Origin of the sequence: Shewanella inventionis (assembly GCF_014641855.1) — a bacterium.
GTDB classification, from domain to species: domain Bacteria; phylum Pseudomonadota; class Gammaproteobacteria; order Enterobacterales; family Shewanellaceae; genus Shewanella; species Shewanella inventionis.
In genome coordinates this window covers 32,489-44,699 of the sequence record NZ_BMII01000002.1, presented here as the reverse complement: position 1 = coordinate 44,699, position 12,211 = coordinate 32,489, and the positions used below count along the sequence as shown (strand labels likewise).

The window sequence follows — 12,211 nt, the reverse complement described above, 5'->3', positions numbered from 1 at the left end:
TTGAAATTAATCATATCGCGTCACAATACATGCCCTGAGCAACATTAAAGAAGGCCCCGAGACTCTCCGCTCGGGGCTTTTTTTACGATTTATTGGTGAAAAAAACGCGGTATTATTTGATGCGGTGGCCATTAATCCTTGTTAAAATCAGCACAACTTTATAGGAGAGTCTTTCAATGGCAATGTATGTAGTGGGTCACAAGATCCCTGATTCTGATTCAATCTGTGGTGCAATCGCATTAGCATATTTAAAAAACCAAATCGGCGAGCCTGCAATTGCAGCACGTTTAGGTGAATTATCACCTGAAACCGCCTTTATTTTAGAAAAATTTGGTTTTGAAGCGCCAGAATACAAAACCAGCTATGCTGGCGAAGATGTGTATATTGTCGACCATTCTGAAATCACCCAAGCGCCAGACGATATTGCCCAGGCTACTATCGTCGGTATTGTTGATCACCATAAATTGGGCGATTTAACCACATCTACTCCACTAGAATGTTGGATCCGCCCAGTGGGTTGCAGCAACACCGTCATTAAAATGATGTACGATTTTTACCAAGTAGAAATCCCAGCAAATATTGCAGGCATCATGATGTGCGCGATTTTAAGCGACACGGTTATTTTCAAATCACCTACCTGCACTACTGCTGATATTCGTTGCGTTGAAGCCTTAGCTGAAATCGCAGGTATAGAAGACTTTAAAGCAGTCGGTATGGACATGTTTAAAGTCAAATCAGCCGTTGAAGGCACACCAGCACGTGACCTTGTTATGCGCGATTTTAAAGACTTCAACATGAACGGAAACCTAATCGGTATCGGTCAATTAGAAGTTATCGACTTATCAGTATTTGACGACATCAAAGCCGATTTAGAAGCTGACATCGCCAAACTCAAAGCGGAAGGCAATCGTCACAGCGTGTTATTACTGCTCACCGATATCATGAAAGAAGGCTCAGAAATGTTAGTGATTTCTGATTCAGCTGACTTAACCGAGCGCGCTTATGGCAAACCAACGGTTGATGGCCGTGTATGGTTAGATGGCGTGCTAAGCCGTAAAAAACAAGTTGTGCCTGCACTGCAAGACGCATTTGCAAGCTAAATCGCGCAAGATTAACTACGTGTTAATCTAACCCGTGATGAAAAACAAAAAAGCTGAGTCAATCGATTCAGCTTTTTTATGCGTCACTTATCGGCTCTTAATAGCCCAAAGACCTAATTAGGAATATCACATGCCCACAACTCTATCGAAGGCTGCGCGGTGGTAGGCTCACCCACCCAGTAACTCATAGCATGACATTGCACTTTGTTATTGGCCGATGACACACACAGTTGATAATCTCCAGCCTCAGGAGTACGCCCAAGCCTTAGCGTAGGCAACAGCGGTAACTTAGGTTGATAGTGCCAACTACCATCTTTTAGCACTGCATCTGCGGGGATTTCCATTCCAGCACCACTGCCTTTCACTCTGGCCTGTTCAAGAATAAAACCGTTAGGCAAAATGCGATAATCTTCTGCCCAACGAATTTTTTCAATAGTATGAGTCCACGACAAGGTCATTTGCTCAGCAGGCACCTGTGCCCAAATGCTGCCTGCTAACCCCAAACATAGCCCTAGCATTAGTCTTCCTGCGCCAAACGCTTTAACTTACGAGCACGCCATGCATGTTGCAAAATAAACGCCAATGCTAGACAAAAGCCGATTTCATCACTTAATGGCGTAGCTAATATTAAGCTACCACCAGCAACAAAACCTAAAATACGCTCCCAAATATACAGCTTTTGTAATAAGTAGCCAGTAAACACTACGCCCCAAATACCAATGGCAACCGTGGCTTTTAACACCACAAACACGGTAGCAAGCACGCCGCCACCTTGAAGCATTAATGCAGGGTCATACACCGCCATAAACGGAATAATAAATCCAGCAATGGCAATGCGAATAGCCCATAAACTGATTTTTAAGCCTTTCTCTTTGGCGATGGGCGCTGCGGCAAAACAGGCCAATGCCACTGGCGGAGTTAAATCGGACATGATGCCAAAATAAAACACAAACATGTGCGACACAATTAATGGCACACCTAGGTCTAATAAAGCAGGTGCGGCGATTGAGCTGGTAATAATGTAGTTAGGAATAGAAGGGATCCCCATACCTAATACCAAACAGGTCACCATAGTTAACACCAACGACAAAAACAAATTGTCTTGGCCAATTGCCAAAATATAACCTGCAAATGTCGACGCAATACCAGTTAACGACACAATGCCAATAATCACCCCTACCAGCGCACAGGCAATCCCCACGGGCACTGAATGACGCGCTCCTTCAACCAATGCATGTACGCATAATGTGAGGGTTTCTTTACCGCCTTTCACAAACCAGCTCACCGCCACCAGCAGTGCAATAACGCAAAATACTACGCCAATACCCAATTGGAAAAAGCCTGCACACAACACACCTAAGGCTATCCAAAAAACAATCCGCATCGCCTTAGATGACACATTTAAAATAATCGCTGAGCCTAAAATAACAATCGCGGTTAATGCTAACCCCACAATGCCAGAAAACAGCGGCGTACGGCCCGAAAACAGCAAACCAATTAAAATAAACAACGGGATTAATAAGTACCAACGCAGTTTGATTGCCGCCCAGGGATCGGGGCATTGATCTTTTGGTAAGCCCGACAGTTTTGCGCGCTTGGCTTCTAAATGCACCATCCAAAACACTGAAGAGAAATACAGTACCGCAGGGATCATGGCCGCTTTAGCAATTTCAATAAACGGCACGTTAATGGTTTCAGCCATAATAAACGCCACCGCGCCCATAATCGGCGGCATAATCTGGCTACCCATACTGGACGTGGCCTCAACGCCACCAGCAAAAGCAGGGCGATAACCAAAGCGCTTCATTAATGGAATAGTAAATTGGCCGGTGGTCACCACATTAGCCACCCCAGAACCGGTAATGGTGCCCATTAAGGCCGACGACACCACTGACACTTTTGCCGGACCGCCCACCTTGTGGCCAAATAACCCCATGGCAAAATCGGTAAATAAGCGGATCATCCCGGCTTGTTCTAAAAACGCACCAAACAAAATAAATAAGAAGATATAGGTGGCCGACACATAGGTAGGTGTGCCATATAAGCCTTCAGTACCAAACGATAATTGGTTAATAATTTGGTCAACACCATAGCCTCTGTGCATGAGTTCGCCAGGCAAAAACTCCCCAAATAAACCATAAGCCAAAAACAAACCACAAATAATCGGTAAGGCTATCCCCATCACGCGCCTTGCCGCCTCAAACACCAGCACCACCAGCAAGGTACCAATAATCATATCGGCCTGAGTTAAATCACCAGATCGCTGAATTAAGTCAGCCTCAAATACCCATTGATATGCTGCGGTTGCCATACCCGCTAAACCTAATACCCAGGCCAAAGGTTGCCAGGGTTTGTTTTTACCCCATCCTGGATAACTGATAAACACAACTAGTAATAAAAAGCCCACGTGAACAGCGCGTAAAACCTGGGTTGAAACCGGATGAAACGCTGCTGTGGTTATTTGAAAAATAGAAAAAACCAACGCGACAAAAAATAACGCTTTTGGCCAATTACGTGTGTCGGCACTTAAACCTTGCTCAAACGCAGGGTTTGGGTTGATGGATGGATCGCTCATGATATGCCTCTATACGGACTACTGCTAAAAATCGGTATGTCTAAAAAACAACTTAGCGCTTGCTTGGTCTTAATCCAAACAAGCGCTAACAAAGTAAACTAGGCGTTACAGCGCATTGACTTCTTTGTAATAACGCTCGGCACCAGGGTGCAATGGAATGGGTAAGTTTTTAGTGGCTTTGTCTAAACTAATGTCTTGCGCTGCTGAGTGTGCAGTACCTAAACGCTCAAGGTTATCAAACATTAACTTGGTCATTTGGTAGGCCACGTCATCAGACACCTTACTGTGACTTACCAATAAGTTTTGTATTGCAACCGTACTCACATCTTCAGTTTGACCTTCGTAGGTATTAGCCGTAATCACCCCAACCTGATAAGCAGGGTTATTAATTTTAGCAACGACGTCTTCAGGGATCGCCACAAAGTTAATTGGCATTGTAGCGGCTAAATCACGAATAGCAGCCATACCAAGACCAGATGATTGAAGCGTTGCATCAAGTTGGCGGTTTTTAATTAGCTCGACTGATTCTGCATAAGGTAAAAACTCCACCTTACCCATGTCGTCGTAACTTAAGCCAGCTGCAGCAAAAATAGCACGGGCATTCAGCTCAGTTCCCGATTTAGGTGCACCAACCGAAATACGTTTGCCTTTTAAGTCAGCCAATGTCTTGATACCAGCATCTTTATTGGCCACGATTTGAATAAAGTTAGGGTAAGTTGAAGCAATAACACGAAGTTTTTTCAATGGTGCTTTAAAGCCAGCTTCGCTATCGCCTTCCCAGGCTGCAGACACGGAATCACCCAGCGCGAGCGCTAATTCACCACGGCCAGCTTGCAATAAGTTTAAGTTTTCAACAGAAGCTTTAGTCGCTTGCACTGAAGTTTTAGAACCTTCTATACCATTACTATAAAGCTGAGACAATGCCACACCGATAGGGTAATAAACACCACTCGTACCACCGGTAAGAATGTTAATAAACGTAGGTGCGGCCAAGACCGCAGTACTAATTGATAACGCAGCCGCAGCGCCGATCATACAAAAGCGTTTGGTAAGTTTCATCTGCAATGTCCTTATTTCTTATATGGTTATGTATATTATTTGTTGATACCGTAACACCGACCTTTAGTGTGATCTATATAGACTAAAGGCTAATACCGTGAGCGTAAGCACTATTTATTTCACGATTTCAGTCACTTCGCTAACAGTTCAAAAAATATCTATGAGTAAAAGCCAATCAAAAGCCTGTTTTTTATCCAACAGGATAAAAAAACAATCGAAGCTTGAGTATAGTCGGCTTATTAAAAAGCAATAAAAAAGGTGCCAACAAAATTGACACCTTTCATCATGGTTTTTGTGAGAGTAGATTTAGCAGTAAACCATGGCCTGTTGATTACATTCCCATGCAATTAGCGTAGTAAGTGACAGTGGCGGGCCAATCTGAAAATATCCCAATCACACCCACATCTTTGGCCAACACATCAACTAACTCATAGGTGTCACCTTCATTATCAATCGCATCTGCAATACTTTGATAATACCAACCACCGTTACCTTCGCTGAGTAATCCAGATCGCTCCAGCGACCATGCGATAATTTTTAGTCCTGCGGCATTAGCGGCATTGGCGTATTCAGACGGTACAATGGCGTTATTGTCATCTAAGGTGACTAACATCCACAATGGCGGTGCAATAATCTTCACGCCATCGGCGACCAGCGCGTCCATGCTCGGAGACCATGTCGCACTGTTTTGTGGGTCAAAACCTGCCATATCATAACGGTCGTCTAAATAAACCGACTGAGTAGCAAACTCTGGTGCGTTGGCAATCCAGTATTTCACATCATCTAAATTAAATGATTGCGGGAACACCTGCGATGCATCAACACCCGCAGCGGTGTATTCATCAAGCAATTTTTGTGCGTAATCTTGCTGGCTAAAACCATCAAACGGCATGCTTACATTGGCAGATTTAAGCTCTGGGGTCATTTTTACGCCCGCCGATTTAAACAATTCGATACTTTCGGCATGAGTCATTAAAGTACCGGTACCTGCATATAAATCTGTGCGCCAACTTGGGGTGCCATCCATAAACTCAGCCACTGTTGTCGCATTAGGATTAAAGCCGTCCATCTTGCCTTTTAAGGTTTTAAATTCAGCTAGGCTAATGTCGCTAGTACAGCAGGTGGCTGCTGCGCTAACACCGTTTGCAACATCGGCTGGCGTAAATGGCACCGAGCACTTATTGGCAAGTTCTGGTATTGCTAAAATATTAGTAGTGGTAGCTAAGTCGCACTGAGAATGACGACATACCAGGGCTTTGTCGTTGGTAAAAGTCACATCACATTCAACAATACCCGCGCCAGAATCAATGGCCGCTTGATAAGCTTCTTTAGTGTGCTCCGGAAACTGCATTGAGGCACCACGGTGACCAATAGAAAAGTCGCTACGGTAAAATGGGCCAGACTCGCATTGCGCTAATTGGGTTTTAAGCTCACCCTCTTGCATTTGGTCAACTAAAAACAGTGGTCTCGGGCCCACTTGCGCGCTGACACTTTTATCAACATCGGTTGTTGATGTGTTATCGCTGCTGTTACTATTACACGCTGATATACACACTACACTGCTCAATATTATCAACGCACTCAATACTGTTTTGCTGTTCCTTGCCATTCCATCACTCCTTTACTGTACCCGTTAATTTAACGTGACTGACGATGTGTTGCACCCTTTAACTCAACAAGTACTCGCCACTTATTTGAATGGCATAGAGTGTTGAGATGCCTTAGTCTATTGGTTGTATATGAATGAAATAATGAAGTTATATGACAATTAACACTTGAGGTCACCATGGCTAAAGCAACACTGTATTATGTTCACGACCCTATGTGTAGTTGGTGCTGGGGATATCGCCCTACATGGGACATGTTGCAACAACAACTTCAGCTACAACTGGCAGTGCAACTAAATGTCACCTACCTTGTTGGCGGTTTAGCGCCTGACTCATCAGAGCCAATGCCTGAGTCGATGCAGCAAATGCTTGAACAAACCTGGCAAAAGATTAGCCAGCAATTAGGTACCGAGTTTAATCACGATTTTTGGCGCAACGGTAAGCCGCGGCGCTCAACCTACCTCGCTTGCCGTGCCACTCTGGTCGCGCGCCAATACGGTCAAGAGCAAGCCATGGTCAATGCCATACAACATGCTTATTACCTAAATGCACGCAACCCCTCTGATATAGACATACTGTGCGACTTAGCAGCATCATTAGGTATCAATGCTGAGCAATTTAAGCTGCAATTATCAAGTGAGCAAATTGAACAGCAACTGCAAACAGAGATTCATTTTGCTCGCCAATTACCCATCCAGGGATTCCCCTCTTTAGTGCTCGTCGCCAACAATCACGCTTACCCCATAAAGCTTGATTATCAGTACTGGCAAACCAGTTTGGCAGACATTCAAACTGTATTGGCGAAGATTTAAGTGATGCTAGAGGGATTAGATTCTAGAGGTTGGGTATGGGATTCTAGGTGTTAGAGTCTTAGTGCTAGGCCTAAACTTGTGCAGGCGTTTCGCTTTAATTAGCAATATTCTATACTCTTGCTCGTTAAGCATCACGTGACACCTAACTTGAGGCAATGAATGACAGATCGTAAACGCGGTTTTTTCGGTTGGACATGGTACGTAACGTGGCGTTTTTTAGCGTTATTGGCGCTACTGTTACTGTTGCTCAGGTTTGTACCGCCACCCACCACCTCATTTATGCTGCAAAGCCATTACCCCGTGAGCCATCAATGGATCAGCATTGATGAAATACCGATCCACATACCACTTGCCATGGTCGCCTCTGAAGATCAGCTCTTCCCTCAACATTATGGCGTCGATTTTAATGCTATCAGCAAAGCGATTGAGCAGTACGATGACGGCCAGGGCTTACGTGGTGCCAGCACCATTACTCAACAAACCGCAAAAAATCTTTTATTGTGGCCAGGACAAAGCTTTGTACGCAAAGGGTTAGAAGCCTTTTTAGCGGTGGGCCTTGAGGCTATTTGGGGCAAAAAACGCATTTTAGAAGTGTACCTAAACGTAGCCGAATTTGGTAAAGGCATTTATGGCGTAGAAGCCGCCAGCCAATACTATTTTAATAAGCCCGCAAAGTACTTAAGTAATAAAGACGCAGCCAAACTGGCGGTATTATTACCCAGCCCACGTAATCGTAACCCAAACTACTTAACCCCGTATCTTAGCCAACGCGTTGTGTGGGTTGAGCGGCAAATGCGTCAACTCGGCATGGGTTATTTAACCCCTATTCTTAAATAGCCTGAGCTTAAAGAACGCCTCTTAAAAAGCACAAGATGAGCAATATATTGCTCATTATTCGATTTTTACTACAAAAATGAGCAATATAATTCTCAAAAAACATTTTTAGTGTCTATAATGAGCAATATAATGCTCATTATAGGTTTGTTATGAAAACGCTCACTATCCAAGCTTTGATACAACAACAATGGCTTGATATTGCCTCATTAACCCTAGTGAACCCTAAAAAAGGGCTAAGCAGCCAAACTCGATTAGGGTATGAACTAGACTATGCTGTTGATTGGTTAAACTACAATGATGAACATGCTTGTAGTTTAACCCTGCCAATACAGATCATGATTGAACATGAAGCAGACCGATGGTTCGGTTTTTTAGAAGATATTGCCCCTGCTGGTGCCGCTCGCCGTTATTTAGTTAACTATTGGGGAATTCAATTATTATCGCCTGCAGAGCAAGATTCATTTTTACTTGAAAAAGCAACCATTGCCCCTGTGGGTAATTTAAGAATTAAGCAATCTTTGCCTACTCTACCACCAGACTCAACGCTTCATCTTCGCAAATTCAGTGTTAATGATATCGTTGAGCGGGAGTCAAATTTTCTAGAATATGCTCAAGAAATGGGTGCGATTAGCGGTGGGGCGACTGGCGCCGGTGGCGAGGCTCCTAAACTATTGTTACGCGTTTCTGAGCAAGATGAAATATGGATTGATACTTTTCAAACCCAACACGATATCGCCGATGCACATTATCTAGTTAAGTTCCCCAGAGGGCGTAGAACACAAGATGATTGTGACATTTTACGTGCCGAGTATCACTTCTATCATGAACTCACAGCCATGGGGTTTAATACCATTAGTATCAAGGATATGAAGTTACTTGAAGGCAGTCGCTATCCATCATTATGGTTACCTAGATTTGACACTGCTTGGAATGGAAACCACTGGGAACGCTTCGGACTTGAGTCTATTTTTTCTGTTTTAAATGAACCTGCAGGGAGTTATCTCAATCATTTTATGGTCATTCGATCTGTATGCTCTGTGTTACAAAAGCAGTCAAACACATTTAATACAGCTGATTTTGTCTGTGAATGGTTAACACGCGATTTGCTAAATATCGCCTTTGGTAACTCTGATAATCATGGTCGTAACACGGCGCTTCTTAAACAGCCTAACAACATTTGGTTATCGCCTATTTATGACTTTGCACCGATGAAACTTGATCCAGAAAATGTTACTAGAACGACAAAATGGGATCCTCCTTTTGAAGAAGGTGGCGAATACCGTTGGCAAGCGATTACAGATGAACTCAATGATTTATGTCCGGGTGAAACGTCATTGTTAGCTCTCAAAAAAACAGCTGAGAAACTCGTTGGCTTACAGCAACGTTTACACGCTAGAGGCGTTCCCGAACGCGTTTTAGATGTCATTCAAGTTAAATGGTTAGACACTAAATTAGCACGCTGGGGGCTAATATGAACATGACAGCAGAACAACGTCAGTCTTTGCTGATAACGCTATTACAGCAACACTTATTAGGTGAGGTCAGCCAGGGAGAAATGCTAAAGCGCTTGCGAAAAGAGGTGCTGGGAATGTCTCAAACTCGCTACGCTGCGTTAGTTGGCGTCAGTCGGCGTACCTTAACTGATATAGAACAAGACAAGGGAAGTCAGGCACAAAGTATTATCGACAAAGTATTCAAACCCCTTGGTATGAAGTCTGGGCTGACGCCGATCAATACTCATATCGCCAAATACGTTATGACTGACACTAAGCAAGATGAAAGCCTTAATTAACAGGATTTGAGCCATATTTGCTGCTAGAATGCAGCCTTATTTCTGTAGGCTTTACGATAAAGGCAGGCTATGACCGTTCTTCTGATGACCCCTCCAATGACCCAATTGAATACGCCCTATCCGGCAACGGCGTATTTAACGGGTTTTTTACGCTCACGCGGCTATGAGGCGGTACAACGAGATCCTGCCATTGAGTTGTTTCTTGAAATGATGACAGCGCCTGCGCTGGAGGTGATCCGTCAGCATGTAGAAGAAAACTTTGAGCAATTTGAAGACGATGAATTGCCAGATGTTATTTTTAATTTTTTAGCCGAATTTGATCGTTACCACCTCACCGTTGAGCCTGCTATTCGCTTTTTGCAAGGCAAAGACCCAAGCCTAGCCATGCGCATTAACACCCGTCGCTTTTTACCCGAAGGCCCAGCCTTTGACGCCATAGCACAAATGGAAGCCGTGTCGGGCGACGTACTGCAAGCCGCTTTTGGTAACCTTGGCGTGCAAGATAAAGCTAAATACTTGGCAACGTTATTTATTAACGATCTGTCGAACGTGATCACCCAAGGTGTTGACCCTTACTTTGAGGTCAGCCGTTATGGTGAGCGCCTCGCCGCAGCTAACCCAACATTTGACGACCTTTACAACACCTTAACGGGTGAACCAAGCTTTAGTTCGGATATTTTAGAGCAGCTCGTTGAGCAATATTTAGAAGAAACCCAGCCAAGTGTGGTCGCCTTAACCGTGCCTTTCCCTGGTAATATGCTTGGCGCATTACGCATTGCGCAAACCTGTAAAGCCATTAATCCTGAGCTGCCTGTGGTAATGGGTGGCGGCTTTGTTAATACTGAGCTGCGGGCATTAAAAGACCCACGCATATTCGAATTTGTCGACTTTATTTGTCTCGACGACGGCGAACGTCCACTAATGACGTTACTTGAGTACTTTGAAGGCAAGCGCGAAGTCGATGAGCTAGTACGTACTTACTTTCTGGCAGAAGATGAAAACGGCGAGCCTTATGTTCATCTTAATCAAAATACTGAGCTGCACGACATTCCACAATCTGAAGTCGGCGCACCAATTTACGATGGTCTGCCATTAACTGAGTATTTGTCGTTATGCGAAATGCTCAATCCAATGCACCGCATATGGAGTGACGGTCGCTGGAACAAATTAACCATCGCCCATGGTTGCTATTGGCGTAAATGCAGCTTTTGCGATGTCAGCCTAGATTATATCGACCGCTACGATACCGCAGGCGCAGATGTTTTGGTCGACCGCATCGAGGCCTTGATTGCTGAAACCGGACAAACTGGTTTTCATTTTGTTGATGAAGCCTTGCCACCCAAAACCTTATTTGCTTTTGCAAAACGATTAATTGAACGCAACGTAGTGATCAGTTGGTGGGGCAATATTCGCTTTGAGCGCACCTTTAGCCCAGCACGCTGTCAGCTATTGGCAGACTCTGGTTGTATCGCCGTCAGCGGCGGCCTTGAAGTCGCGTCAGACAGATTATTAAAGCTGATGAAAAAAGGCGTCAGTGTTGAGCGCGTCGCCCAGGTTACCAAAGCATTTAGCGACGCGGGCATTTTGGTACACGCATATTTAATGTATGGCTTCCCAACGCAAACCGAGCAAGAAACCGTTGATGCATTAGAAATGGTGCGTCAGTTGATGCAACAAGGCTGTTTTCAGTCGGCCTACTGGCACCGTTTTGTTGCCACCGCCCATAGCCCAATCGGCATGAACCCGGAAGAGTTTGGCATCACCCTAGATCCACGCCCAGAAGTATTTTTTGCTGAAAACGATGTCGACTTTACCGACCCAACCGGCACAGATCACGACATGCTCGGCGAAGGCCTGCGCAAAGCACTTTACAACTACATGCACGGTATCGGTTTCGACCAACCCATGAGCTTTTGGTTTGACCAACCAGTAACACGCACCACAATGAAAAAAGACATGATATCAAAAGCCATTAGTAATTTTATTTTAAGTCATGAAGAGTAAATAGGCAGGCTTGGGTTAACCCCAACAGTCATTACCTGATTTCGTCATATTCCGGCAATGCTAAGACTCTGCCTTTACGGCAATGCTAAGATCCCGGCTCAAGGACGTTACCGGAAGGAATCCTGCTCTAAGCAGTCATCCTCGAGTGCTTTTATCGGGGATCCAGCTCTACGCCGTCATCCTCGAGTGCTTTTATCGGGGATCCAGGTGTTTATGCTTCGTCAAAAAAAGTAGAACCGTCTAAGTTCACTTTATTGGCGAACCATGACATTCACTCAACGACACGCAGCACTTCTTTTGAAATAAAAAGTCCTTGTAGCTCAGCCGCCCCGTCCATGGGGCGGACGGTCGCCTCGTAAATCAATCATGATTCACCTTATCGGCATAATCTTAATCTGCAGAAACTACAAAGCTCGGTCAAAAAT

At 44.5% G+C, this 12,211-nt stretch carries 10 protein-coding genes; 6 read left to right on the top strand and 4 right to left on the bottom strand.

What is annotated here, in order from left to right:
• The first annotated feature begins 176 nt into the window (after positions 1-176).
• Complete coding sequence (locus IEW93_RS01400) at positions 177-1,100, top strand: manganese-dependent inorganic pyrophosphatase (RefSeq protein WP_188736170.1); 924 nt, start codon at positions 177-179, stop codon at positions 1,098-1,100.
• A gap of 113 nt (positions 1,101-1,213) precedes the next feature.
• Here the strand turns inward: IEW93_RS01400 and IEW93_RS01395 are convergent, their stop codons facing one another.
• The 4 genes from IEW93_RS01395 to IEW93_RS01380 all read right to left on the bottom strand — a co-directional run bounded on the left by IEW93_RS01395 (position 1,214) and on the right by IEW93_RS01380 (position 6,343).
• The gene (locus tag IEW93_RS01395) at positions 1,214-1,618 is read right to left on the bottom strand and encodes a DUF1850 domain-containing protein (protein WP_188736168.1); all 405 of its coding nucleotides are present in this window, start codon (positions 1,616-1,618) and stop codon (positions 1,214-1,216) included.
• On the bottom strand, positions 1,618-3,675 hold the full coding sequence (locus IEW93_RS01390; RefSeq protein WP_188736166.1) for a TRAP transporter permease: 2,058 nt from the start codon (positions 3,673-3,675) through the stop codon (positions 1,618-1,620). The genes IEW93_RS01395 and IEW93_RS01390 overlap by 1 nt, the downstream gene beginning before the upstream one ends.
• 105 nt (positions 3,676-3,780) lie before the next feature.
• Positions 3,781-4,734 (bottom strand): TAXI family TRAP transporter solute-binding subunit, encoded by a 954-nt coding sequence (locus tag IEW93_RS01385; RefSeq protein WP_188736163.1) that lies wholly within the window; start codon positions 4,732-4,734, stop codon positions 3,781-3,783.
• Positions 4,735-5,065: 331 nt separating this feature from the next.
• Positions 5,066-6,343, bottom strand: a complete 1,278-nt coding sequence (locus tag IEW93_RS01380; RefSeq protein WP_188736161.1) for a glycerophosphodiester phosphodiesterase family protein — start codon at positions 6,341-6,343, stop codon at positions 5,066-5,068.
• Between the two features lie 177 nt (positions 6,344-6,520).
• Here IEW93_RS01380 and IEW93_RS01375 point away from each other — a divergent pair, with 177 nt between their 5' ends.
• From IEW93_RS01375 to IEW93_RS01355, 5 genes are all read left to right on the top strand, one after another.
• Positions 6,521-7,153 (top strand): DsbA family protein, encoded by a 633-nt coding sequence (locus IEW93_RS01375; protein WP_188736159.1) that lies wholly within the window; start codon positions 6,521-6,523, stop codon positions 7,151-7,153.
• Between the two features lie 159 nt (positions 7,154-7,312).
• Positions 7,313-7,990, top strand: coding sequence for a monofunctional biosynthetic peptidoglycan transglycosylase (gene mtgA / locus IEW93_RS01370; protein ID WP_188736157.1), 678 nt, complete (start codon positions 7,313-7,315; stop codon positions 7,988-7,990).
• 149 nt (positions 7,991-8,139) lie between these two features.
• Complete coding sequence (locus tag IEW93_RS01365) at positions 8,140-9,465, top strand: type II toxin-antitoxin system HipA family toxin (protein ID WP_188736155.1); 1,326 nt, start codon at positions 8,140-8,142, stop codon at positions 9,463-9,465.
• On the top strand, positions 9,462-9,782 hold the full coding sequence (locus tag IEW93_RS01360) for a helix-turn-helix domain-containing protein (protein ID WP_188736153.1): 321 nt from the start codon (positions 9,462-9,464) through the stop codon (positions 9,780-9,782). Before IEW93_RS01365 ends, IEW93_RS01360 begins: the two co-directional genes overlap by 4 nt.
• A 69-nt stretch (positions 9,783-9,851) precedes the next feature.
• On the top strand, positions 9,852-11,786 hold the full coding sequence (locus IEW93_RS01355) for a B12-binding domain-containing radical SAM protein (RefSeq protein WP_188736151.1): 1,935 nt from the start codon (positions 9,852-9,854) through the stop codon (positions 11,784-11,786).
• Positions 11,787-12,211 lie beyond the last annotated feature (425 nt).

Coding starts and splice junctions, on each gene's coding strand:
- IEW93_RS01400 (WP_188736170.1), top strand. CDS start 177: ATGGCAATGTATGTAGTGGGTCACAAGATCCCTGATTCTGATTCAATC.
- IEW93_RS01395 (WP_188736168.1), bottom strand. CDS start 1,618: ATGCTAGGGCTATGTTTGGGGTTAGCAGGCAGCATTTGGGCACAGGTG.
- IEW93_RS01390 (WP_188736166.1), bottom strand. CDS start 3,675: ATGAGCGATCCATCCATCAACCCAAACCCTGCGTTTGAGCAAGGTTTA.
- IEW93_RS01385 (WP_188736163.1), bottom strand. CDS start 4,734: ATGAAACTTACCAAACGCTTTTGTATGATCGGCGCTGCGGCTGCGTTA.
- IEW93_RS01380 (WP_188736161.1), bottom strand. CDS start 6,343: ATGGCAAGGAACAGCAAAACAGTATTGAGTGCGTTGATAATATTGAGC.
- IEW93_RS01375 (WP_188736159.1), top strand. CDS start 6,521: ATGGCTAAAGCAACACTGTATTATGTTCACGACCCTATGTGTAGTTGG.
- mtgA (WP_188736157.1), top strand. CDS start 7,313: ATGACAGATCGTAAACGCGGTTTTTTCGGTTGGACATGGTACGTAACG.
- IEW93_RS01365 (WP_188736155.1), top strand. CDS start 8,140: ATGAAAACGCTCACTATCCAAGCTTTGATACAACAACAATGGCTTGAT.
- IEW93_RS01360 (WP_188736153.1), top strand. CDS start 9,462: ATGAACATGACAGCAGAACAACGTCAGTCTTTGCTGATAACGCTATTA.
- IEW93_RS01355 (WP_188736151.1), top strand. CDS start 9,852: ATGACCGTTCTTCTGATGACCCCTCCAATGACCCAATTGAATACGCCC.